This window comes from Pseudomonas sp. 30_B, from assembly GCF_017491605.1.
Taxonomy (GTDB): Bacteria; Pseudomonadota; Gammaproteobacteria; order Pseudomonadales; family Pseudomonadaceae; genus Pseudomonas.
Window position 1 is genome coordinate 119,008 of sequence record NZ_JAFGYY010000008.1, and the last position, 21,738, is coordinate 140,745.

Here is a 21,738-nt window from a genome sequence, read left to right on the forward strand (position 1 = left end):
CAGCAAGACCATGCGCATCATCCTGTTCAGCAACCAGCCCTACGACCACGACAGCTTCATTGCGGCCAACCGCAGCCATGGCTTCGACCTGCATTTCCAGCAGGCGCAACTGCGCCTGGACACCGTGGCCCTGGCCAGCGGCTTCGAGGTGGTCTGCCCCTTCGTCAATGACGATCTGTCGCGCCCGGTGCTGGAACAGTTGGTCGCCGGCGGAACCCGTCTGATCGCCCTGCGCTCGGCCGGCTACAACCATGTCGACCTCAAGGCTGCCCACGCCCTGGGACTTTCCGTGGTGCGGGTTCCGGCCTATTCGCCGTATGCCGTGGCGGAACATGCCGTGGGATTGGTCCTGGCGCTCTGCCGGCAGCTTCACCGCGCCTACAACCGCACCCGCGACGGCGACTTTTCGCTGCATGGACTGACCGGCTTCGACCTGCATGGGCGTACGGTCGGTCTCATCGGCAGCGGCCAGATCGGCGAAGTCTTCGCCCGCATCATGAGCGGCTTCGGCTGCCACATCCTCGCTTACGACCCTTACCCCAACCGCGCCATCGAGGCCCTGGGCGGCCGCTTCGTCGAGCTGGACGACCTGCTCGCCCAGTCCGACATCCTCAGCCTGCATTGCCCGCTCAACGACGCCACCCGGCACCTGATCAACCCGCGCAGCCTGCAACGGATGAAGCGCGGCGCCATGCTGATCAATACCGGGCGCGGCGCGCTGGTGGACACCCCGGCGCTGATCGAGGCGCTGAAAAGCGGTCAGCTCGGCTACCTCGGCCTGGACGTCTATGAAGAAGAAGCCGACATCTTCTTCGCCGACCGTTCCGACCAGCCGCTGCAGGACGACGTGCTGGCGCGCCTGCTGACCTTCCCCAACGTCATCATCACCGCCCACCAGGGGTTCCTGACCCGCGAGGCGCTGGCCGCCATCGCCGAAACCACGCTGGACAACATCGGCGCCTGGCAGGCCGGCAAGCCGGTCAATCTGGTTGAAGCTTGATCGGTTGGCGCTCGCATCCGAGCGCTACGCCGCCTAGAATGCCGCGCTTTCCCGGAGGACCCATGGCCCAGCACGATTTCCGCTACACCCTGCTCAACCCGCAATTCACCCTCAACGAGTGCCGTGCGCTGACTCCGGGCCGCTACCAGGTCACCGGCATCGGCGGCTCGATCCAGGCTGGCGACACCCTGCTGGTCAGCCTCAAGGGCAGCAAGAGCCTGAGCATGACGCTGGACGTGGAAAAGGTCCGCCACCTGATCAACCCGCCGGGACAGTGGATGGCCGTGGCCAAGGGGCCGGTGTTCCGGGAACTGGCCATCCACGAATGGACGGTCAACTGTGACGGTTGCGGGGCTACACTGAAGTTCGAATTCGCCGTCGACGCCACCCTCGGCAAGGCCGCCCAGCAGCCTGCCGCCGAAGCGCGCATCGGCGAGCTGGGTTGGGCGAAGGCCGGCACCCGCCACCTCTGCCCGGATTGCCAGAGCAAGGAGATTGCATGAAGACCCTGTTCGCCGGCGCCTGCATGGCGCTGGCCGTGGCCGGTTGCGCCAGCAAGCCGGTCCCTGAAGCCGACCAGACCTACCGCATCGAGTGGATCGGCGAGCGTCCGCTGATCGACTACAGCCACGTCACCCTGACCCTCGATGGCAGCGGCCGCGCCTACGGCAGCGCCGGCTGCAACCACTGGTTCGCCAGCTACACGCTGGACGACGACAAGCTGACCTTCGGCAAGCCCGGTTCCACCCGCAAGATGTGCGCCGAGGCGCTGATGGAACAGGAGCAGCAGTTCCTCAAGATGCTCGGCGAAATCCAGCGCTGGGACATCACCGAAGAAGGCGAACTGCGCCTGTGGCCGGCTTCGGGCCGCGCCATGCGCATGTGGCCGGAAGGCTGATCCTCGACTCCTGAAGTCTCAGAACAGGCTGAGCTGCTCGTGCGCTCCTCGCAGGTCGACCAGGCGCACCCCCACGCCGATCAGCCGCACCGCCTTGTTGCCGCGTTGGAACGCCTGCCCCAGCAACAGCCGATAGCTGTCCAGGTCCCGCGCCGCGCCGGCCTGTTCCAGGGTGGTCTGGGTGAAGTCGTGGAACTTCAGCTTGATGAAGGGTTTGCCCGGCCGGTAGCTGGCATCCAGTCGGGTCATGCGCCGCTCCAGCTCGCCCAGCAGTGACGGCAGCTCCTCCTGGCAGGCGGCCAGGTCGGGCAGGTCCTGATCAAAAGTGTTCTCCACGCTGATCGACTGGCGCCGGCTGTCCACCTGCACCGGGCGCTCATCGATCCCCCGCGACAGCCCCCAGAGCCGCTCACCGAAGCTACCGAACTCCTTGGCCAGCTGGATTCGCGACCAGTCGCGCAGGTCCGCACAGGTGCGGATGCCCAGGCGCGCCAGCTTCTCCGCCGTGACCTTGCCCACGCCGTGCAGTTTCTTCACCGGCAGCTCGGCGACGAAGCCGTCCACCTCGTCCGGCGTCACCACGAACAGGCCGTTGGGCTTGCGCCAGTCGCTGGCGATCTTGGCGATGAACTTGTTCGGCGCTACCCCGGCCGATACCGTGATGTGCAGGGTCTCCCAGACACGTCGGCGAATCTCCTGGGCGATCCGCGTGGCACTGCCACCGCAGCGCTCGCTGTCGCTGACGTCCAGATAGGCCTCATCCAGCGACAGCGGTTCGATCTGCTCGGTGTAGTCGCGGAAGATCGCGTGGATCTCGCGGGAGGTCTCGCGGTACACGTCCATGCGCGGGCGGACGATGGTCAGGTCGGGGCACAGCTTCACTGCCGTGCGCATCGCCATCGCCGAATGCAGGCCGTAGGCGCGCGCCTCGTAGTTGCAGGTCGCGACCACGCCGCGCTTGTCCGGCGAACCACCCACGGCCAGCGGCTTGCCCACGAGGCTCGGGTCGTCGCGCATTTCGATGGCGGCATAGAAGCAGTCGCAATCGATGTGGATGATCTTTCGTTGCCGCATAGTGCCTGCTAGCCGAACGTGTTTACCGCCTCGATAAACGACGGCTCTCCATTATACAGGCTTCAAATAAGGTCCAACCCCACCGTTCGCCACGCCTGCAAGAGCGCCTCCCGCAGGCCTAACCTCCACTAACCATATGATTGGAAATGACTTTTTCCTCCTTTCAATTGACACGGCAGTCAACCCGCGTAGAATGGTCACCGCGGGATGGAGCAGTCTGGTAGCTCGTCGGGCTCATAACCCGAAGGTCGTAGGTTCAAATCCTGCTCCCGCAACCAGACACCGTGAAAAGGCCACTCTTCGGAGTGGCTTTTTTCGTTTGTACGTGATTTAAATTATTGATCGAAGGCGAAATATCGATTGACAAGAGCTTTCATCTGCGTAGAATGGCCGCCGCGGGATGGAGCAGTCTGGTAGCTCGTCGGGCTCATAACCCGAAGGTCGTAGGTTCAAATCCTGCTCCCGCAACCAGACACCGTGAAAAGGCCACTCTTCGGAGTGGCCTTTTTCGTTTGCGCGCGATTTAAATCTTTGATCGAAAACGGAAATATCGATTGACACAAACCTTCATCTGCGTAGAATGGCCGCCGCGGGATGGAGCAGTCTGGTAGCTCGTCGGGCTCATAACCCGAAGGTCGTAGGTTCAAATCCTGCTCCCGCAACCAGACATCAAGAAGAAAGCCACTCTTAGGAGTGGCTTTTTTCGTTGTGCCAGAGAAACTGCTTCAGCAAATCCTCGCTCCCAGGAAGAAATCCTCCCGAGAGACTTGGGAAATCGCGCCACTGCCCCTACTCTGTCGCGCAAAATCGATGAGGTGCCCGATGAGCGCCAACCCTGCCCCACCAGATAGCCCCGCGTTCGGCGAACGGCCGCAGCAACACGGGCTTCTGCACTGGATCAATGCCAATCGCCAGGCGATCGGTCTGGGCGTCACGTTGCTGCTGTTCAGCCTCGCGCTGATCGCCTGCTACCACCTGCTGCGCGACATCGACGCCTACTCCCTGCACGACGCCATTCTCGACGTCCCCACCGCCTCCCTGGCCGGCGCCTTCGCTGCTACCGTTGCCGGCTTCATCACCCTGCTGGGCTACGAATGGTCGGCCACCCGCTTCGCCGGGGTGAAACTCTCCCCTTCGGCGCTGCTGACCGGCGGCTTCTCGGCCTTCGCCATCGGTAATGCCGTCGGGCTGTCGATGCTTTCCGGCGGCTCGGTACGTTATCGCCTGTATGCCCGCCAGGGCCTGGGCGCCGCCGAAGTCGCGCGGATGACCCTGTTCGCCAGCCTCTCCCTCGGCTGCGCTCTGCCGATACTGGCCGCGCTGGCCGCCCTGAGCGACTTGTCCGATGCCTCGCTGGCCCTGCACCTGCCGAGTTGGCTGGTGGCGGTGCTCGCCGTGGGCATCCTGGCCTTCTGCATCCTGCTGGTGGTTGGCATCGAACGCCGCCGCCTGCCGGAGCAGCCATCCCCCGACAGCCATCTGGTGCGCGTCGGCCGCCGCACCGTGCGCCTGCCCGGCCTGCGCCTGTCGCTGCTGCAACTGCTGATCACCGCGCTGGACGTGGCCGCCGCTGCCACCGTTCTATATATGCTGCTGCCGGAAGCGCCGCCCTTCGGCGCCTTCCTGCTGGTCTACCTGATCGCCCTGGCGGCCGGCGTGCTCAGCCACGTTCCGGGCGGCGTCGGGGTCTTCGAGGCAGTGCTGCTGGCAGCCTTCGCCGGGCAACTGGGCGCCGCGCCGCTGGCCGCCGCGCTGCTGCTGTACCGCCTGATCTACGTGGTACTGCCGCTGATCGTCGCCTGCCTGCTGCTACTGTTCCTCGAAGCACGCCGGGTACTGGTGGCCAAGCAGGCGGTACGGATCACCTCCGGTTTCGCCGCGCAGATCCTCTCGCTGCTGGTGTTCATCTCCGGCGTCGTGCTGCTGTTCTCCGGCGCCACGCCCTCCATCGACACCCGTCTGGAGGAAATCGGCTTCCTGGTGCCGCACCGCCTCATCGATGCCTCGCACCTGGCCGCCAGCCTGATCGGCGTGCTCTGCCTGCTGCTCGCCTACGGCCTGCGCCGCCGCCTGTCCGCCGCCTGGGCACTGACCCTCGGCCTGCTGGTGGCGGGCGCGGCGCTGTCGCTGCTCAAGGGCTTCGACTGGGAAGAAGCACTGATCCTGAGCTTCACCGCCGCGCTGCTGGTGGTCTTCCGCAGCGCCTTCTACCGCCGCAGCCGCCTGATGGACCTGCCCTTCTCGCCGCTTTACCTGGGCGCGGCCGCCTGCGTCATTGCCGCGTCCATCTGGCTGCTGCTGTTCGCCTACCAGGACGTGCCCTACGATCAGGAGCTCTGGTGGCAGTTCGCCCTGGACGCCGACGCGCCGCGCGGCCTGCGCGCCGCCCTGGGCAGTTGCCTGCTGCTGGCCGCCCTGGCGCTGTACTGGCTGCTGCGCACCGAGCCGCCGGCCATTCTCGAGCCCAGCCGCGAAGAACTGGACATCGCCGCCGGCATCCTCGCCAACTCCTCGCAACCGGATGGCGGCCTGGCGCTGTCCGGCGACAAGGCACTGCTGTTCCACGCCGGCAACGACGCCTTCCTGATGTATGCCCGCCGTGGCCGCAGCCTGGTGGCGCTGTTCGATCCGGTGGGCCCGGCGCAGTCCCGCGCCGAGCTGATCTGGCAATTCCGCGACCTTTGCGACCTGCACCATGCACGCCCGGTGTTCTACCAGGTACGGGCGGAGAACCTGCCGCTGTACATGGACATCGGCCTGACCGCCCTCAAGCTTGGCGAGGAGGCGCGGGTCGACCTGCGCCGCTTCGACCTGGAGAACAAGGGCAAGGAAATGAAGGACCTGCGCTACACCTGGAACCGGGGTCAGCGCGACGGCCTGAGCCTGGAGTTCCACGAGGCGGGCCAGGCGCCGATGGAGGAACTGCGGGCGATCTCCGACGCCTGGCTGGGCGGCAAGAACGTCCGCGAGAAGGGCTTCTCCCTGGGCCGCTTCACTCCCGAATACCTGAATTACTTCCGCATTGTGGTGATCCGCCACGAGGGCCGCGCCGTGGCCTTCGCCAACCTGCTGGAAACCGGCAGCAAGGACGTGGCGAGCATCGACCTGATGCGCATGGCGCCCGACGCGCCGAAGCTGACCATGGAATTCCTCATGCTCGGCCTGATCCTGCATTACAAGGAAAGCGGGCACACCCGCTTCAGCCTGGGCATGGTGCCGCTCGCCGGCCTGCAGCCGCGCCGTGGCGCGCCGCTGACCCAGCGCCTGGGCGCCCTGGTCTTCCGCCGGGGCGAGCAGTTCTACAATTTCCAGGGGCTGCGCCGCTTCAAGGACAAGTTCCAGCCCGACTGGGAGCCCCGTTACCTCGCCGTGCCCGCCGGACTGGATCCGCTGGTGGCCCTGGCCGATACCGCCGCCCTGATTGCCGGCGGTCTGAGTGGATTGGTGAAACGCTGAAATGTTGAAACGTCGCTGGCGGCACCTGCTCGCCCTGCTCCTCCTGGTCATCATCGCCGCAGGCCTGCTGCTGTGGAGCCGCCCCGCCGCCCAGGCCGTCCTGGAACACCGCCAGTTGGCCGACGGCAGCGCCGTCGGCCTGGCCATCCCCGCCAAGCAACCCACCGCGCGCGTCCTGCTGGCGGTGCAGCCGGACCAGAAACTGGACGACGGCCAGCTGCTGGCCCTGGCCCACGACACGGGCGCCCGCGTGGTGCAGTTCGTCTTCCCGGACAAGGATTGCGCCGCCCAACAGGCACGCATCAAGGCTGCCAGCGAGCTGCTGGAGGGCCAGCCAACCCTGGTCGCCGGCATCGGAGAAGGCGGCGCCTATGCCTGGCGCTGGCTCGCCGGGCAGAGTGACGACAAGGCCCACGCCCTGTCGGTCGGCTTCTCCCTGGACAAGCCCGACTGCGCCGCCACGCCGTTGCCGCAGAGCGCCGCCCACGGTCACTGGCTGGCCGCCTGGAACGACAACCCGGATGATCCCAGCGCACGCTTCGCCCGTGGCCTGAAGAATGCCGAGACAGTGATCAGCGACTACGACACGCCGCTGCCCAAGGTCCTTGCCGACCAGCTGCACCACCTGCTGCAAGGCGGCAACGACAACGTGCCGGTGGTGGAAGTCCCCGCCGCCAAGCCGTCGGAAACCGTCACCCTGTTCTACTCCGGCGACGGTGGCTGGCGCGACCTGGACCGCGACGTCGCCGCGCAGATGGCCGAGCTGGGCTACCCGGTGGTGGGTGTCGATGCCCTGCGCTATTTCTGGGAGCACAAGAGCCCCGAGCAGAGCGCCGCCGACCTCGCCGTGCTGATGCAGCACTACCGCCAGAAATGGGGCGCCAAGCACTTCGTGCTGGCCGGCTACTCCTTCGGCGCCGACGTGCTGCCGGCGATCTACAACCGCCTGCCGGCCGACGCCAAGAAGGATGTCAGCGCCGTGATCCTGCTGGCCTTCGCCCGCAGCGGCAGCTTCGAGATCGAAGTGCAGGGCTGGCTGGGCAAGGCCGGCCAGGAAGCCGCCACCGGCCCGGAAATGGCCCGCCTGCCAGGACCCAAGGTGCTGTGCGTGTACGGTATCGAGGAGAAGGACGAGAGCGGCTGCACCCAGCCGCAGTCGGTCGGGGAAAACCTCCAGCTCCCCGGCGGCCACCATTTCGACGAGAACTATCCGGCGCTCGCCAAGCGCCTGGTCGACGCCATCCGCACCCGCCAGGCGGCCGACAACGAAGGCTGATCCTCGTCAAAGGGCCGCGCAAAGCGGCCCTTTCTCCCTGCAGCGGGGCTGCTTCAGACTGGCTTAAGGCTCTAGACTGACACTGTCAGCCCCGTTGCCAGAGCGGGGTCCGCGAAGCCACACAAGGAAACGTCATGAGCCTGACAAAGAAACCCTCCCGCTACGGAAGCCTTTCCATCGCCATGCACTGGATCATGCTGCTGCTGATCGCGGCGGTGTACGCCAGCATGGAACTGCGCGGGAACTTCCCCAAGGGCAGCGAAGCCCGCGAGTTCCTCAAGCACTGGCACTTCGTGCTCGGCCTGAGCGTCTTCGTGCTGGTCTGGCTGCGCCTGATCGCCCGCTTCATCTACCCGACCCCGCCGATCTACCCGGCGCCGCCGAGTTGGCAGATGAAGTTGGCCAAGCTGATGCACGTAGCGCTCTACGGCCTGATGATCGGCCTCCCCCTGGCCGGCTGGGTGATCCTCAGCGCCGCCGACAAGCCGATCCCCTTCTGGGGCATGGAACTGCCCCATCTGGTGGACAAGAACCCGGATCTGGCCAAGCAGGTCAAGGAATGGCATGAGACCATCGCCGTGCTGGGCTACTGGATGATCGGCCTGCACGCCCTGGCGGCGCTGTTCCACCACTACATCAGCCGCGACAACACCCTGGTGCGCATGCTGCCGGGCAAGGGCGAGGCACGACCGGAGTGAATCCGTTCGCGGCTGTACGCCGCCGCAGGAACGGGCCATGCCAGCGAATCGCGCCCATGGGGCGCTCCGCAGCCTGAGTCTGGCGTGCTCTCGTAGGAGCGGATCTTATCCGCGATCCGGCCGATAGGCCGGCATCAGAGGGCACCGCTATCGCGGTGATCGCGGAGAAGCTCCGCTCCTACAAAAGCCCCAAAGAAAAAGCGCGCCGTCGGCGCGCTTTTTTCATACAGCGGAAACTCAGATCTCCACCTGCGTCCCCAGCTCAATCACCCGGTTCAGCGGCAGGTTGAAGTAACGCAGGTTGCCGTTGGCGTTCTTCAGCAGGAAGGCGAACAGCCCCTCGCGCCAGCGCGCCATGCCGATCAGCTTGGACGGGATCACCGTCTCGCGGCTGAGGAAGTAGGTGGTGCGCATCGGGCTGAAGTCCAGTTCGTTGAGGTGACAGAGCTTGAGCGCCAGCGGAATGTCCGGGTCTTCCATGAAGCCGAAGTGCAACACCACGCGGAAGAAGCCCTCACCGTAGGCATCCACCTCGAAACGGCGATCCGGGCTGACCCGCGGACTGTCTTCGTTGACCACGGTGAGCAGCACCACCTGCTCGTGCAGGACCTGGTTGTGCAGCAGATTGTGCAACAGCGCATGGGGCACGGCGTCGGAGCGCGCGGTGAGGAACACGGCGGTGCCCTGCACGCGGTGCGGCGGCTGCGAGCGGATACTGGAGATGAACAGCGGCAGCGGCAGCGAACCTTCGTCGAGGCGATCCACCAGCAGTTGGCGGCCGCGCTTCCAGGTGGTCATCAGGATGAACAGGCCGATACCGGCAACCACCGGGAAGGCGCCGCCCTGGACGACCTTGGGCAGGTTGGCGGCGAAGAACAGGCTGTCCACCAGCAGCATCATCAGGAAGAACGGAATGGCCAGCCACAGCGGCCATTTCCACAGCAGCCAGATCACCACGCCCATCAGCAGGGTGGTCATCAGCATGGTGCCAGTCACCGCAACGCCGTAGGCCGAGGCCAGGGCGGCGGAGGATTCGAAACCGAGTACCAGCAGCACCACGCCCACCATCAGCGCCCAGTTCACCATGCCGATATAGATCTGGCCCTGTTCGTGGCTGGAGGTGTGCTGGATCACCATGCGCGGTACGAAGCCGAGCTGAATGGCCTGGCGGGTCAGGGAGAAGGCGCCGGAAATCACCGCCTGGGACGCGATCACGGTCGCTGCGGTAGACAGCGCCACCATAGGTACCAAAGCCCAGCTCGGTGCGGTCAGGTAGAAGGGGTTACGCGCGGCATCGGCGTTGACCAGGATGGTCGCGCCCTGGCCGAAGTAGTTGAGCACCAATGCAGGCAGCACCAGGGCGAACCAGGCGCGGGCAATCGGCTTGCGACCGAAGTGGCCCATGTCCGCGTACAGCGCCTCGGCACCGGTCAGCGCCAGCACGGTAGCGCCGAGGATGGCCACGCCGATCCCCGGGTGGGAGATGAAGAAGTTCAGCGCCCAGGCCGGGTTCATCGCCTTCAGCACTTCCGGCTGTTGCGACACGCCGTAGGCGCCCAGCGCCGCCAGGGCCACGAACCAGGCCACCATGATCGGACCGAAGAGGATGCCGATGCGCGCGGTGCCATGCTTCTGGATGAGGAACAGGCCGACCAGCACGATCAGCGACAGCGGCACCACCCAGTGCTCCAGGCCGGTGAATGCAATCTCCAGGCCCTCGATGGCCGAGAGCACCGAGATCGCTGGGGTGATCATGCTGTCGCCGTAGAACAACGCCGCGCCAATCAGGCCGGCGATCACCACGAACGCCTGCAACCGATGCCGGCCAGTGGCGGCGCGGCGGGCCAGGGCCGACAGCGCCATCACCCCGCCCTCGCCCTGGTTATCGGCGCGCAGTACGAAGATCACGTACTTGATCGACACCACCCAGATCAGCGACCAGAAGATCAGCGAGAGTACGCCGAGCACGCCGTCATGGTTGGGCTGTACGCCATAACCGCCGACGAAGACTTCCTTGAGGGTATACAGCGGGCTGGTGCCGATATCGCCGTAGCAGACGCCCACGGCGCCGACCATCAGGCCGATCGCGGAGCTGGAATGGGGCTGTTCATGCTCAACGGTGCCGGCGCTTGCATCGGACATGTAACAAGATTCCTCAGAAAAATTCGGCGCATCCTGCTCCGACCCTTTCGTCGATGCAAGAGCCGGTCGCATTCGATTTGAAAGACTATAGAGCCTGTTGCCCACAATTACCGGCTGGCACGCGCTTGCGGGCATCTGCGACAGCTTGTCCCAGGGAGACTGGTCAAGCGCGCGGGCTGCCGCTAGAATTGCGCACTTTTTGATCAGAGGCGCCACCAGCGCGCCCTTCGAGGTTAGCCGCACATGTCCACCGCCACCCCCAAAGTAGGTTTCGTCTCGCTCGGATGCCCGAAAGCGACTGTCGACTCCGAACGCATCCTCACCCAGCTGCGCATGGAGGGGTACGAAATCGTCCCCACCTACCAGGACGCAGACGTGGTGGTGGTGAACACCTGCGGTTTCATCGACAGTGCCAAGGCCGAGTCCCTGGACGCCATTGGCGAAGCCATCGCCGAGAACGGCAAGGTGATCGTCACCGGCTGCATGGGCGTGGCCGAAGACAGCATCCGTGACGTGCACCCCAGCGTGCTGGCCGTGACCGGCCCGCAGCAGTACGAGCAGGTGGTCAACGCCGTCCACGAGGTGATCCCGCCCAAGGCCGAGCACAACCCGCTGATCGACCTGGTGCCGCCGCAGGGCATCAAGCTGACCCCGCGTCACTACGCCTATCTGAAGATTTCCGAAGGCTGCAACCACAGCTGCAGCTTCTGCATCATTCCGTCCATGCGCGGCAAGCTGGTCAGCCGCCCGGTCGGTGACGTGCTCAGCGAGGCCCAGCGCCTGGTCAAGGCTGGCGTGAAAGAGCTGCTGGTCATCTCCCAGGACACCAGCGCCTACGGCGTGGACCTGAAGTACAAGATGGACTTCTGGGACGGCCAGCCGGTGAAGACCCGCATGCTGGAGCTGTGCCAGGCGCTCTCCTCCATGGGCGTGTGGGTGCGACTGCACTACGTCTACCCGTACCCCAACGTCGACGACGTGATCCCGCTGATGGCCGAGGGCAAGCTGCTGCCCTACCTGGACATCCCCTTCCAGCACGCTAGCCCGAAAGTGCTCAAGTCCATGAAGCGCCCCGCCTTCGAGGACAAGACCCTGGCGCGCATCAAGAAGTGGCGCGAGATCTGCCCCGAGCTGACCATCCGCTCCACCTTCATCGTTGGCTTCCCCGGCGAGACCGAGGAAGACTTCCAGTACCTGCTGGACTGGCTGACCGAAGCCCAGCTCGACCGCGTCGGCTGCTTCCAGTACTCCCCGGTGGAAGGCGCCCCGGCCAACGACCTGGGTCTGGAAATCGTGCCCGACGACGTCAAGCAGGACCGTTGGGAGCGCTTCATGGCGCACCAGCAGGCGATCTCCGCCGCCCGCCTGCAACTGAAGATCGGCAAGGAAATCGACGTGCTGATCGACGAAGTGGACGATGAAGGCGCGGTCGGCCGTTCCTTCGCCGACGCCCCGGAAATCGACGGCGCGGTGTACATCGATACCTTCGACGTGAAGCCGGGCGACAAGGTGCGCGTGCGCATCACCGACGCCGACGAGTACGACCTCTGGGCCGAACTGGTCTGATCCGCAAGAGCCCCGCTGATGCGGGGCTCTTCATTTGGATGGAAAGAACATGACCAACAACGACGTACTGCGCAGCCTGCGCTACCTGCTGGACATCCGCGACACGCAGGTTGCCGAGATCACCGCGCTGGCCGGCTTCAACCTCAGCACCGAGGATGTCGGCGCCTTCCTCGCACGCGACGACGAGCCGGACTTCAAACCGTGCAGCGACCGCGTGCTGGCGCACTTCCTCGACGGCCTGATCGTGCATCGCCGCGGCCGCGACGAATCGCGCCCGCTGCCGCCGGTGGAACTGCCGCTGACCAACAACATCACCCTCAAAAAGCTGCGCGTGGCCTTCGAGCTGCGTGACGACGACATCCTCGCGATCCTCGACAGCGTGGGTTTCATCGTCACCAAGACCGAACTGGGCGCGCTGTTCCGCAAGCCCGGCCATAACAACTACCGGCCCTGCGGCGACCAGCTGCTGCGCAACTTCCTCAAGGGCCTGACCCAGCGCCAGCAGCGCTGAGGCGACCATGCTCGCCCGTCTTGCCGCCGACGCCGTGGTCCTGCTGCACCTGGGGTTCATCCTCTTCGTGCTGCTCGGCGGCCTGCTGGTGCTGCGCTGGCCGCGCCTGGCCTGGCTGCACCTGCCGGCGGCGGCCTGGGGCATGGCGGTGGAGTTCCTCCACCTCTACTGCCCGCTGACGCCGCTGGAAAACCACTTCCGCCAGGCGGCGGGCGAACTGGGCTACGACGGCGGCTTCATCGAGCACTATCTGCTCCCGCTGATCTACCCCGCCGGGCTGACCGAGGCGATCCAGATCGGCCTCGGTCTGGTGGTGCTGGCGATCAATCTCCCGCCTTATCTGCTGCTGGCCCTGCGGCTACTGCACCCGCGCTGATCCCCGCGGGGAGATAGGCCAGGCTGACCTCCCCGCTCTTGTGTGCCAGCCGCTGCCCGTTGTTCGGCCCCGACTCGATCACCCCATGGTCCGCGGCCAGCCAGCCCAATGGGCGCTGCCCCGGATGCGATGCCTGGGTGATGATCACGGTCCTCGCAGGGTCCCAGTCTTCGCCGGTGTGCTCACGCAACCAGGCGAAGAGCGTGGCGCTGTCGCCCTGTGGGTATCCCGAGCGCTCGAAATGGAATGGATGCGATTGAGGCGAGCCGCGCCTCTCCAGGTACATCGGCAGCCGCGCGTCATATTCGCCCAGGATCAGCACCCGCCACTGCGACCAGGGCGCCGTCCGTTCTGCCTGGCTGCGCACGTCGCTGGCGAATCCCGGAACCCCACCGCCGCCATTGCTCCATGGGTAGGCCACGCCCAGCACCAGCAGCATCACTACCGCGCCCGCACCGAGCGCACGCGGCCAGATCCGCCCCAGCCCGGCGAGACCGCGCCGATGACGGGACTCCACCACCCACCAGGCCGCCAGCAGCTGGGCGAACGGCACCAGCGGCAGCACGTAGTAGCTCCGTCGGCTGCCACTGGCGGTGAAGAACACGAACAGCAGTACCAGGGACCAGACCAGCCAGCGCGCGTTGGGCTCCAGCTGCTTCCAGTGACGCGCCGCGTACCACAACCCGATGATCCACAGTGGCGCCCAGGGCAAGGTGTAGACCGGCAGATAAATCAGGTAGGTGTAGATCGGCCCCTCGTGGTCGAAGGGCTGGAAGAAGCGCACCACGTTCTCGCGGAACACCAGGGCCAGTCCGCTCTCGCCATAGGTGGGCTGGCCGTACAGGTGCGACAGCACGAAGGGAATCGCGTACACGCTCCCGGCGACCACGAGCGCCGCCACCAGCCGCAGGTTGACATGCATCCGCCAGCGACCGGCGCTGAACAGGTGCGGCAACAGCATGAGGACCGGCAGGACGAATCCGATCAGGCCCTTGCACAGCGAGCTCAGCGTGAGGATCAGGCAGAATCCCAGGTAGCGCGTGAAGCGCGTATCCTCCGGCCCGCGCCAGTACCAGGCCAGTGCCGCCAGCACGCCGAACACGGTCAGCATGTCCGCAGTCGCCACCCGCGCCCAGAACAGGAAATAGAAGGTGGTCGCCATCAGCCAGCCGGCCAGCAGGCCGGTGCCCTTGCGCAGCAGATGCTCGCCCAGCCACCAGACCAGCCAGACGCTGCCGAGCCCCGCGAGCACACTGCTGGCGCGCAGACTCCAGTGATTGAGACCGAACAGGCTGGCCGGCGCCGCGATCAGCCAGTAGGACAGCAGAGGCTTGTCGTAGTACGGCGCACCGCTCAGGTAGGGGTCAAGATAGTCCCGCGACTGCAGCATCTGCAGCACGATGTCCGCCCAGCGTACCTCCGCCCCCCAGACTTCGCGCCCGCCCAGGCCGAACACCAGCAACAACGTCGAAACGCCCATGAGCAACGCCAACGCCGTGCGCTCTCTGCTCCACCCCTGCATCACCCGGCCCCCCAGCCACTCGAAGATCCGTGGAGACTAGGGCAGCAGAGGTTATGCGCCGGTTAAGAAAGCGCAGTACGGATGTGATGCGTCGCCATTTGCGTTCTCGATAGTGCTCGGAGGTCCTCGGCAATCCCGCTACGGTGAGGCGAATTTCGCAGCCAGGAGAGGCTCATGCACCGCTATTTTTCCCTCGAGGGCAAGACCGCGCTGGTCACCGGCGGTACCCGCGGCATTGGCCGGATGATTGCCCAGGGCCTGCTCGAAGCCGGCGCCAGAGTCATCATCTGCGCCCGCGACGGCGCCGCCTGCGCCGAGACCGCCGCTGAGCTGTCGCAGTACGGCCAGTGCATCGGCCTGCCCGCCAACCTCGCCACCGAAGAAGGCGTCCGCGCCCTCGCCACCGAGCTGAACGAGCGCCTGGACCACCTCGATATCCTGGTGAACAACGCCGGCACCACCTGGGGCGCGCCGCTGGAAAGCTACCCCGCCTCCGGCTGGGAGAAGGTTATGCAACTCAATGTCACCGCCGTGTTCAGCTGCATCCAGCAACTGCTGCCGCTGCTGAAGAAGGCCGGCAGCGCCGAAAGCCCCGCGCGGGTGATCAACATCGGCTCGGTGGCCGGCGTCACCTCCCACGGCGAGAACGCCTATGCCTATGGCCCGAGCAAGGCCGCGCTGCACCAGCTGTCGCGCATGCTCGCCCGCGAACTGGTGAGCGACCACATCAACGTCAACGTCATCGCCCCCGGCCGCTTCCCCAGCAAAATGACCCGCCACATCGCCAACGACGAGCAGGCCATGGCCGCGGACGCCGCCGTCATCCCCATGGGCCGTTGGGGCCGAGAGGAAGAAATGTCTGCCCTGGCGATCAGCCTGGCGAGCGCCGCGGGCGCCTACATGACCGGCAACATCATCCCCATCGATGGCGGCTTCCACCTCGGATAATCGCCGGATCAGGTACCATGGCGGCCCCTGCAACAGCCCGTGCCGCCATGTCCTATACCATCTCGCCCATCGGCCACGTCCGCTCCTGCTTCAAGGAGAAGTTCGCCATCCCGCGCCAGCCGCAACTGGCCCCGGCCGCGACCGGCGTGCTGGAACTGCTGCCGCCGTTCGACACCGGCGATGCGGTGGAGGGGCTGGAGCAGGTCAGCCACGTCTGGCTGATCTTCCTCTTCCACCAGGCGCTGGAAGACAAGCCACGGCTGAAAGCGCGCCCGCCGCGCCTGGGCGGCAACCGCTCGCTGGGCGTGTTCGCCACCCGCGCCACCCACAGGCCCAACGGCATCGGCCAATCGGTGGTGAAACTGGAGAAGGTCGAGCCCGGCCGCCTCTGGCTCTCCGGCATCGACCTGCTGGACGGCACGCCGGTGATCGACATCAAGCCCTACGTCCCCTACGCCGACATCGTCGCCGACGCACGCAACGCCATCGCCGATGCCCCGCCTGCGTCCATCGCCGTGCACTGGAGCGACGAGGCCCTGCGCCAGGCCATCGAGCACGGCTTGCGCCTCGGCCAGCCGGTGCGCGAGCTCGTCGAGCAGTGCCTCGCCCAGGACCCGCGCCCGGCCTACCAGAAGCCGCCACCCGAGCGCCGCTATGGCGTGCGCCTGTGGGACCTGGACGTGCACTGGCACTACCCCGCCGAAGGCGAAATCCGCGTGCTCGACCTCGCCCGCAGCGAAGGCTGAAACGCCTCAGCTCGCCGGATTGAGGGCGATCACCTCGCTCTCGAAGCATTCCTGCTCGAGGATCAGCGGCTCCACCAGCGGACGGCTGTCGCGGAAATGCGCGGTCTGGGTGTGCGCGTCATACGCCGCGTCGTCGCGGTAGATCTCGTAGAGGTAGATCACATCCGGATCGGCGCGGTCCTGGGAGACATCGAACACCAGGCAACCCGGCTCGCTGCTTACGGAAGCGGCGGCATTGACCTTGATGGCAGCCAGGAACTCCTCGGCGGTGCCGGGCTTCACACGGGTCTTGATAAAGAGACTGTACACAGGGCGATCCTTTTGTTTTAAATTTAAAAACAAATTGTATACAAAAAAGGAATCCCGTCCATGTCCGATCTCCCTGCCCGCCCCGGCCGCCTCAACGGCCTTCGCCATCTCGCCCTGCTGGTACCGAATCTGGAGGAATGCGAGCGCTTCTACGTCGACGTGCTCGGCATGCAGGTGCTCAACCGCGCCAACGAGGACCTGGTGTACCTCACCTGCGGCAACGACAACCTCTCCCTCGGGCGTGGCTTTGGGGCGGCCAATGGTCTGCAGACCATGGATCACTACGGCTTCATCGTCGACAGCGTGGAAGAGCTGGAAGCCTGGTACCAGTACTTCAAGGCCCGTGGCGTGACCCTGCTGGACCGTCCCTTCGACCATGGCGACGGCGCGCGCAGCTTCCACCTGCTCGACCCGGCGGGGAACAAGGTGCAGCCGCTGTATCACCCGGCGGTTTCGGGGCAGCGCCTGGCTTGAAGCACTTGTAGGAGCGGACTCCGTCCGCGATGAGTCCGCACCGCGCCGGAAACCATCGCGGACGGAGTCCGCTCCTACGTAAATCCAGTCGCCGGAAGAAATTCGGCCATAAAAAAACGCCGCGATCCCAAAGGAATCGCGGCGTTCTTTCAACTGAACAGCGCGGTTTACTTCTCGACGAAGGCGCGCTCGATCAGGTAGTCGCCCGGCTCGCCCATGCGCGGGGAAATCTGCAGGCCGAAGCCGTTCAGCACTTCGCTGGTCTCGTCCAGCATGCTCGGGCTGCCGCAGATCATGGCGCGGTCGTCCTGCGGGTTCATCGGCGGCAGGCCGATGTCGGCGAACAGCTTGCCGCTGCGCATCAGGTCGGTCTGGCGGCCCATGCTATGGAACTCTTCACGGGTGACCAGCGGGCAATAGATCAGCTTCTCTTTCACCATGTCGCCGAAGTACTCGTGCTCCGGCAGAACCTTGGTGATGAAGTCCGCGTAGGCCAGCTCGCTGACCCAACGCACGCCGTGGACCAGGATGACCTTCTCGAACTTCTCGTAGACTTCCGGATCCTGGATGACCGACAGGAACGGCGCCATGCCGGTGCCGGTGCTCAGCAGGTACAGGTGCTTGCCGGGCTTGAGGTCGTCCAGCACCAGGGTGCCGGTGGGCTTGCGGCTGACCATCAGCTCGTCGCCTTCCTTCAGGTGCTGCAGACGCGAAGTCAACGGACCGTCCGGGACCTTGATGCTGAAGAACTCCAGGTGCTCTTCGTAGTTCGGGCTGGCAATGCTGTACGCGCGCATCAGCGGACGACCGTTGACTTCCAGACCGATCATCACGAACTGGCCGGTCTTGAAGCGCAGGCCCGGGTTACGGGTGGTCTTGAAGCTGAAGAGGGTGTCGTTCCAGTGGTGCACGCTGAGAACGCGTTCGGTGTACAGGTTGCTCATCAAGGACTCCTAGGAGAAACGTGGCGCACCCCAGCGAATCCCGGACGTAGCGCAATTGCGCGACATTTTATAGGCGGCGACAATATCCGCAAAATAAATTATCTGGATATTGCTAATCCAAAACGCAGATAAGGCCGCCCAAGTCGCCGCGAAAGGATACCGTCAGGCCCTTCCTACGCCGGGGTGACGAAATGTCGCGCGGTCTTTTCCGGAGCCCCATCCATGAAGTTCACCCTGCGCCAGCTCGAAGTCTTCGTCGCCGTCGCCCAGCAGGAAAGCGTCTCCCGCGCCGCCGAAGCGCTGTCCATGTCGCAGTCGGCCACCAGCACCGCACTCGGCGAGCTGGAGCGGCAGTTCGACTGCAAGCTGTTCGACCGCTCCGGCAAGCGCCTGACCCTCAACGCCCTCGGCCGCCAGCTACTGCCCCAGGCGGTGGCGCTGCTCGACCGTGGCAGCGAGATCGAGAACATGCTCAACGGCAAGAGCGCCTTCGGCTCGCTGGACCTGGGCGCCACCCTGACCATCGGCAACTACCTGGCGACCCTGCTGATCGGCCGCTTCATGCAGCGCCAGGCGGACTGCCGGGTGCGCCTGCACGTGCACAACACCGCACACGTGGTGCAGCGCATCGCCCACTACGAGCTGGACCTGGGATTGATCGAAGGCGACTGCCAGCACCCCGATATCGAAGTGCAGCCCTGGATGGAGGACGAACTGGTGGTGTTCTGCGCGCCGCAGCACCCGCTGGCGCGCGAGGGCCGCGCGGACCTGCCACGGTTGATCGAGGAAGCCTGGATTCTGCGCGAACAGGGCTCCGGCACGCGCCTGACCTTCGACCAGGCCATGCGGCACCATGTGGAGCCGTTGAACGTGAGGCTGGAGCTGGAGCACACCGAGGCGATCAAGCGCGCGGTGGAGTCGGGGCTGGGGATCGGCTGCATTTCGCGCCTGGCCCTGCGCGACGCCTTCCGCCGCGGCAGCCTGGTGCCGGTGGAAACCCCGGACCTGGACCTGCGCCGGCAGTTCTACTTCATCTGGCACCGGCAGAAGTACCAGACCGCGACCATGCGCGAATTCCTCGACCTGTGCCGAAGCGAAACGGCGGGCGTGACGCGCAGCGACGAAATCGTGCTGCCGATGATTCCATGACGCCCCGCCCCGCTTCGGCGCGAGGCCCATCGCGGACGGAGTCCGCTCCTACGGAAGTTTCGCCTCACCTGTAGGAGCGAGCTTGCTCGCGAACGAGAACGCACCGTGCCTTGCAGGTTCGCGAGCAAGCTCGCTCCTACAGGGGATGACCGAGGCTCAGCCCAGCAGAATCCCCGCCCAGGTCACGGTGATGATGGTCAGCGCCACGAACTGGGCGGCGCTGCCCATGTCCTTGGCGTTCTTCGACAGCGGGTGGCGCTCCAGCGAAACCCGGTCCACCACCGCCTCGATGGCGGAGTTGAGCAGTTCGACGATCAGTGCCAGCAGGCACACGGCGATCAGCAGCGCGCGCTCGCCACGGGTGACGTCGCAGAAGAACGACAGCGGGATCAGGATGACGTTGATCAGCACCAGCTGGCGGAAGGCCGCTTCACCCTTGAAGGCGGCGACGAAGCCGGCCAGGGAATAACCAGCAGCATTGATGATGCGTTTCGGGCCGGTCTGGCCTTTGAAGGGGGAAGCGGACACGAGTGATTCTCACAGGTAAAAGTCGCGGCACTCTATACCAGTGCGCGTAAAAAAGGGGTCATTCGGTTTGACAGGATGTGACGAAGTCACGCCCCCGGGACCGACTCCATCTGTTGCAGCAGCAGCGCCGCCTGGGTGCGGGTGCGTACGTTGAGTTTGCGGAAGATCGCGGTGACGTGGGCCTTCACCGTGGCTTCGGAGACGTTCAGCTCGAAGGCGATCTGCTTGTTCAGCAGGCCTTCGCAGACCATGGTCAGCACGCGGAACTGCTGCGGCGTGAGGCTGGCAAGGCCGGCGCTGGCCGCGCGAACTTCCTCGCTCATCTCGGTCGCCGCATCCACCTGCGGCGGCCACCAGACGTCGCCGTCGAGCACCGCGCGTACGGCCTGCTGCAGGGTGCCCATCTCGCTGGACTTGGGAATGAAACCGCTGGCGCCGAACTCGCGGGAGCGCTGCACCACGGCGGCGTCTTCCTGGGCCGAGACCATCACCACCGGAATCTGCGGATACTGCCCGCGCAACAGCACCAGGCCAGAGAAGCCGTAGGCGCCGGGCATGTTCAGGTCCAGCAGGACCAGGTCCCAGTCCGCCTTTTCGTTCAGCCTGGCTTCCAGCTCCGCGATGCTCGCCGCCTCCGACAGTCGCGCCTCGGGTCCGAGGCCGATGGTCAGGGCCTGGTGCAGAGCACTGCGGAACAGCGGGTGATCGTCAGCGATCAGGATCTCGTAGGAAGCCATGGAAATTCCTTGAAGGCCGCGCCGAGTCTTGCCGTGGATAACAGCCAAACCTGCGCAGGAAAGGTCGGAGCCGGATAGAGCACTGCCCGTGCATTGTACGCAAAGACAGCCCCCGGTGTCCGCGCCAATGCAAGCCCGGTACACGTGCCGTTGCGCCCGCGCGCAAGGCGCGCCCCTTTCCAACCGCCCGGGCTTGCGGCAGAGTTCCGCTCTTTTCCTGCCGTTCGAGAACAACAAGATGAAAAGCCACGCGCTGCGCGCCGATATCCTGATGCTGTTTACCGCGATGATCTGGGGGGTTTCCTTCGTCGCGCAGCGTCTGGGGATGGACGCCATCGGCCCGTTCCTCTACACCGGCCTGCGCTTCGCCCTGGGCGCTGTGGCGCTGCTGCCGCTGCTGGCCTGGTCGCGCAAGCGCGGTGCCCAGCCGTTCAACCGCGGCCTGCTGCTGGCGGGTCTGGCCATCGGCGTTGCGCTGACCCTGGGGATCAACCTGCAGCAGGTCGGCCTGCTGTTCACCAGCGTCACCAACTCCGGCTTCATCACCGGGCTGTACGTCATCATCGTGCCGCTGCTGGGGCTGCTGTTCGGCCATCGTGCCAGCGTCGGCACCTGGCTGGCCGCGGCGCTGGCTGTGGTCGGCATGGCCTTGCTGAGCATCGGGCCGGACTTCCAGGTTGCCTCCGGCGACTGGCTGCAACTGACCGGCGCCTTCGTCTGGGGTGGCCACATGCTGCTGGTGGGCCTGTTCGCCAGCCGCTACGACCCGATCCGCCTGGCCTTCCTGCAGTTCGTCACCTGCTCGGTGGTGAGCCTGATCCTGGCGCTGATCTTCGAAGAGATTCACTGGGCGGCCATCGTCCAGGCCGGTCCCGCACTGATCTACGGCGGCCTGTTCGGCGTCGCCACCGGTTTCACCCTGCAGGTCGTGGCACAGAAGCACGCCATCGCCTCCCACGCGGCGATCATCCTTTCGCTGGAGGCGGTATTTGCTGCCATTGCCGGTGCACTCTTCCTCGACGAAAACCTGCACCTGCGCGGCTACATCGGCTGTGCGCTGATGCTGGCCGGCATGCTGGTGGCACAGCTGTGGCCGAAGAAGATTGAAGCGAAGGTAGCCTGAAGCACCGCGCTCCTACGCTCAGCCCGCGCGCGTCCCGGCTGACGCAGGAGCGGACTCCGTCCGCGATCGATCCACCCTCCCCACTCCGTCTGGGCAGTGATTGCCAAACGCAGCCATCGCGGACAAAGTCCGCTTCTACCTTCTTCTGGATCCCCGCGTTCGCGGGGATGACGATTGCGGAGGACTATGCACAAAACCGTCACTCCCGCGAACGCGGGAGCCCAAAAGACAGTTGCTCCTACGCTCGTCCCAGCGCCAGAG

21 protein-coding genes and 3 tRNA genes are annotated in these 21,738 nt (G+C 65.5%); 17 read left to right on the forward strand and 7 right to left on the reverse strand.

The features are described 5' to 3' along the window. Positions 1-10: 10 nt before the first annotated feature. From J5M67_RS11195 to J5M67_RS11205, 3 genes are all read left to right on the forward strand, one after another. Complete coding sequence (locus J5M67_RS11195) at positions 11-1,000, forward strand: 2-hydroxyacid dehydrogenase (protein WP_207885384.1); 990 nt, start codon at positions 11-13, stop codon at positions 998-1,000. Between the two features lie 62 nt (positions 1,001-1,062). Then, a complete protein-coding gene (locus J5M67_RS11200; protein ID WP_207885385.1) occupies positions 1,063-1,503 on the forward strand; it encodes a hypothetical protein in 441 nt (146 codons plus the stop codon). Then, positions 1,500-1,898, forward strand: a complete 399-nt coding sequence (locus tag J5M67_RS11205) for an META domain-containing protein (protein ID WP_207885386.1) — start codon at positions 1,500-1,502, stop codon at positions 1,896-1,898. The genes J5M67_RS11200 and J5M67_RS11205 overlap by 4 nt, the downstream gene beginning before the upstream one ends. A gap of 18 nt (positions 1,899-1,916) precedes the next feature. Here J5M67_RS11205 and dinB read toward each other — a convergent pair whose 3' ends face one another. After that, complete coding sequence (gene dinB / locus J5M67_RS11210; RefSeq protein WP_207885387.1) at positions 1,917-2,972, reverse strand: DNA polymerase IV; 1,056 nt, start codon at positions 2,970-2,972, stop codon at positions 1,917-1,919. 201 nt (positions 2,973-3,173) lie between these two features. Between dinB and J5M67_RS11215 the strand changes: the two genes are divergently transcribed. From J5M67_RS11215 to J5M67_RS11240, 6 genes are all read left to right on the forward strand, one after another. Further along, positions 3,174-3,250 (forward strand) — tRNA-Met (locus J5M67_RS11215). A 116-nt stretch (positions 3,251-3,366) separates the two neighbouring features. Then, positions 3,367-3,443, forward strand: a tRNA-Met gene (locus J5M67_RS11220). Between the two features lie 117 nt (positions 3,444-3,560). Continuing rightward, a tRNA-Met gene (locus J5M67_RS11225) sits at positions 3,561-3,637 on the forward strand. Positions 3,638-3,782: 145 nt separating this feature from the next. Beyond that, complete coding sequence (gene mprF / locus J5M67_RS11230; RefSeq protein ID WP_207885388.1) at positions 3,783-6,428, forward strand: bifunctional lysylphosphatidylglycerol flippase/synthetase MprF; 2,646 nt, start codon at positions 3,783-3,785, stop codon at positions 6,426-6,428. Between the two features lies 1 nt (position 6,429). After that, positions 6,430-7,704 (forward strand): virulence factor family protein, encoded by a 1,275-nt coding sequence (locus J5M67_RS11235; RefSeq protein WP_207885389.1) that lies wholly within the window; start codon positions 6,430-6,432, stop codon positions 7,702-7,704. A gap of 134 nt (positions 7,705-7,838) precedes the next feature. Then, positions 7,839-8,402, forward strand: coding sequence for a cytochrome b (locus J5M67_RS11240; RefSeq protein ID WP_207885390.1), 564 nt, complete (start codon positions 7,839-7,841; stop codon positions 8,400-8,402). 237 nt (positions 8,403-8,639) lie between these two features. Here J5M67_RS11240 and J5M67_RS11245 read toward each other — a convergent pair whose 3' ends face one another. Continuing rightward, entirely contained in the window at positions 8,640-10,544 is a 1,905-nt protein-coding gene (locus tag J5M67_RS11245) for a potassium transporter Kup (RefSeq protein ID WP_207885391.1), read from the reverse strand. A 243-nt stretch (positions 10,545-10,787) separates the two neighbouring features. Here J5M67_RS11245 and rimO point away from each other — a divergent pair, with 243 nt between their 5' ends. The 3 genes from rimO to J5M67_RS11260 are packed head-to-tail and all read left to right on the forward strand — an operon-like array spanning position 10,788 to position 12,997. After that, positions 10,788-12,110, forward strand: coding sequence for a 30S ribosomal protein S12 methylthiotransferase RimO (rimO, locus tag J5M67_RS11250; RefSeq protein WP_207885392.1), 1,323 nt, complete (start codon positions 10,788-10,790; stop codon positions 12,108-12,110). A 49-nt stretch (positions 12,111-12,159) separates the two neighbouring features. After that, on the forward strand, positions 12,160-12,621 hold the full coding sequence (locus J5M67_RS11255) for a DUF1456 family protein (RefSeq protein WP_207885393.1): 462 nt from the start codon (positions 12,160-12,162) through the stop codon (positions 12,619-12,621). A gap of 7 nt (positions 12,622-12,628) precedes the next feature. Next, positions 12,629-12,997: a DUF2784 domain-containing protein gene (locus tag J5M67_RS11260; RefSeq protein WP_207885394.1), complete on the forward strand. Its 369-nt coding sequence runs from the start codon at positions 12,629-12,631 to the stop codon at positions 12,995-12,997. On the opposite strand, the gene J5M67_RS11265 is transcribed toward J5M67_RS11260, so the two are convergent. Next, positions 12,945-14,477: a glycosyltransferase family 39 protein gene (locus tag J5M67_RS11265; protein ID WP_243434622.1), complete on the reverse strand. Its 1,533-nt coding sequence runs from the start codon at positions 14,475-14,477 to the stop codon at positions 12,945-12,947. The two genes, J5M67_RS11260 and J5M67_RS11265, sit on opposite strands and share 53 nt — an antisense overlap. 216 nt (positions 14,478-14,693) lie before the next feature. Here J5M67_RS11265 and J5M67_RS11270 point away from each other — a divergent pair, with 216 nt between their 5' ends. Both J5M67_RS11270 and tsaA read left to right on the forward strand, forming a co-directional pair. Continuing rightward, a complete protein-coding gene (locus tag J5M67_RS11270; RefSeq protein ID WP_207885396.1) occupies positions 14,694-15,467 on the forward strand; it encodes an SDR family oxidoreductase in 774 nt (257 codons plus the stop codon). A gap of 47 nt (positions 15,468-15,514) precedes the next feature. Continuing rightward, on the forward strand, positions 15,515-16,213 hold the full coding sequence (tsaA, locus tag J5M67_RS11275; protein WP_207885397.1) for a tRNA (N6-threonylcarbamoyladenosine(37)-N6)-methyltransferase TrmO: 699 nt from the start codon (positions 15,515-15,517) through the stop codon (positions 16,211-16,213). A gap of 6 nt (positions 16,214-16,219) precedes the next feature. On the opposite strand, the gene J5M67_RS11280 is transcribed toward tsaA, so the two are convergent. After that, positions 16,220-16,522, reverse strand: a complete 303-nt coding sequence (locus tag J5M67_RS11280; protein ID WP_207885398.1) for a putative quinol monooxygenase — start codon at positions 16,520-16,522, stop codon at positions 16,220-16,222. A 60-nt stretch (positions 16,523-16,582) separates the two neighbouring features. Between J5M67_RS11280 and J5M67_RS11285 the strand changes: the two genes are divergently transcribed. Beyond that, on the forward strand, positions 16,583-16,996 hold the full coding sequence (locus J5M67_RS11285) for a VOC family protein (protein ID WP_207885399.1): 414 nt from the start codon (positions 16,583-16,585) through the stop codon (positions 16,994-16,996). A gap of 167 nt (positions 16,997-17,163) precedes the next feature. On the opposite strand, the gene fpr is transcribed toward J5M67_RS11285, so the two are convergent. Next, positions 17,164-17,940, reverse strand: a complete 777-nt coding sequence (gene fpr, locus J5M67_RS11290) for a ferredoxin-NADP reductase (RefSeq protein ID WP_015476307.1) — start codon at positions 17,938-17,940, stop codon at positions 17,164-17,166. Positions 17,941-18,162: 222 nt separating this feature from the next. On the opposite strand from fpr, the gene J5M67_RS11295 reads away from it, so the two are divergent. Further along, entirely contained in the window at positions 18,163-19,089 is a 927-nt protein-coding gene (locus J5M67_RS11295) for a LysR family transcriptional regulator (RefSeq protein ID WP_207885400.1), read from the forward strand. A gap of 156 nt (positions 19,090-19,245) precedes the next feature. Here the strand turns inward: J5M67_RS11295 and J5M67_RS11300 are convergent, their stop codons facing one another. Together J5M67_RS11300 and erdR are read right to left on the reverse strand one after the other, a co-directional pair. After that, positions 19,246-19,617: a diacylglycerol kinase gene (locus J5M67_RS11300; protein ID WP_207885401.1), complete on the reverse strand. Its 372-nt coding sequence runs from the start codon at positions 19,615-19,617 to the stop codon at positions 19,246-19,248. 86 nt (positions 19,618-19,703) lie between these two features. Beyond that, complete coding sequence (gene erdR / locus J5M67_RS11305) at positions 19,704-20,354, reverse strand: response regulator transcription factor ErdR (RefSeq protein ID WP_207885402.1); 651 nt, start codon at positions 20,352-20,354, stop codon at positions 19,704-19,706. Between the two features lie 238 nt (positions 20,355-20,592). Between erdR and J5M67_RS11310 the strand changes: the two genes are divergently transcribed. Next, positions 20,593-21,477, forward strand: a complete 885-nt coding sequence (locus J5M67_RS11310; RefSeq protein WP_207885403.1) for a DMT family transporter — start codon at positions 20,593-20,595, stop codon at positions 21,475-21,477. The last annotated feature ends 261 nt before the right edge of the window (positions 21,478-21,738 follow it).

Excerpts from the sequence above, each read along its gene's own strand:
- J5M67_RS11195 (WP_207885384.1), top strand. The coding sequence starts at position 11 with ATGCGCATCATCCTGTTCAGCAACCAGCCCTACGACCACGACAGCTTC.
- J5M67_RS11200 (WP_207885385.1), top strand. The coding sequence starts at position 1,063 with ATGGCCCAGCACGATTTCCGCTACACCCTGCTCAACCCGCAATTCACC.
- J5M67_RS11205 (WP_207885386.1), top strand. The coding sequence starts at position 1,500 with ATGAAGACCCTGTTCGCCGGCGCCTGCATGGCGCTGGCCGTGGCCGGT.
- dinB (WP_207885387.1), bottom strand. The coding sequence starts at position 2,972 with ATGCGGCAACGAAAGATCATCCACATCGATTGCGACTGCTTCTATGCC.
- mprF (WP_207885388.1), top strand. The coding sequence starts at position 3,783 with ATGAGGTGCCCGATGAGCGCCAACCCTGCCCCACCAGATAGCCCCGCG.
- J5M67_RS11235 (WP_207885389.1), top strand. The coding sequence starts at position 6,430 with ATGTTGAAACGTCGCTGGCGGCACCTGCTCGCCCTGCTCCTCCTGGTC.
- J5M67_RS11240 (WP_207885390.1), top strand. The coding sequence starts at position 7,839 with ATGAGCCTGACAAAGAAACCCTCCCGCTACGGAAGCCTTTCCATCGCC.
- J5M67_RS11245 (WP_207885391.1), bottom strand. The coding sequence starts at position 10,544 with ATGTCCGATGCAAGCGCCGGCACCGTTGAGCATGAACAGCCCCATTCC.
- rimO (WP_207885392.1), top strand. The coding sequence starts at position 10,788 with ATGTCCACCGCCACCCCCAAAGTAGGTTTCGTCTCGCTCGGATGCCCG.
- J5M67_RS11255 (WP_207885393.1), top strand. The coding sequence starts at position 12,160 with ATGACCAACAACGACGTACTGCGCAGCCTGCGCTACCTGCTGGACATC.
- J5M67_RS11260 (WP_207885394.1), top strand. The coding sequence starts at position 12,629 with ATGCTCGCCCGTCTTGCCGCCGACGCCGTGGTCCTGCTGCACCTGGGG.
- J5M67_RS11265 (WP_243434622.1), bottom strand. The coding sequence starts at position 14,477 with ATGGGCGTTTCGACGTTGTTGCTGGTGTTCGGCCTGGGCGGGCGCGAA.
- J5M67_RS11270 (WP_207885396.1), top strand. The coding sequence starts at position 14,694 with ATGCACCGCTATTTTTCCCTCGAGGGCAAGACCGCGCTGGTCACCGGC.
- tsaA (WP_207885397.1), top strand. The coding sequence starts at position 15,515 with ATGTCCTATACCATCTCGCCCATCGGCCACGTCCGCTCCTGCTTCAAG.
- J5M67_RS11285 (WP_207885399.1), top strand. The coding sequence starts at position 16,583 with ATGTCCGATCTCCCTGCCCGCCCCGGCCGCCTCAACGGCCTTCGCCAT.
- fpr (WP_015476307.1), bottom strand. The coding sequence starts at position 17,940 with ATGAGCAACCTGTACACCGAACGCGTTCTCAGCGTGCACCACTGGAAC.
- J5M67_RS11295 (WP_207885400.1), top strand. The coding sequence starts at position 18,163 with ATGAAGTTCACCCTGCGCCAGCTCGAAGTCTTCGTCGCCGTCGCCCAG.
- erdR (WP_207885402.1), bottom strand. The coding sequence starts at position 20,354 with ATGGCTTCCTACGAGATCCTGATCGCTGACGATCACCCGCTGTTCCGC.
- J5M67_RS11310 (WP_207885403.1), top strand. The coding sequence starts at position 20,593 with ATGAAAAGCCACGCGCTGCGCGCCGATATCCTGATGCTGTTTACCGCG.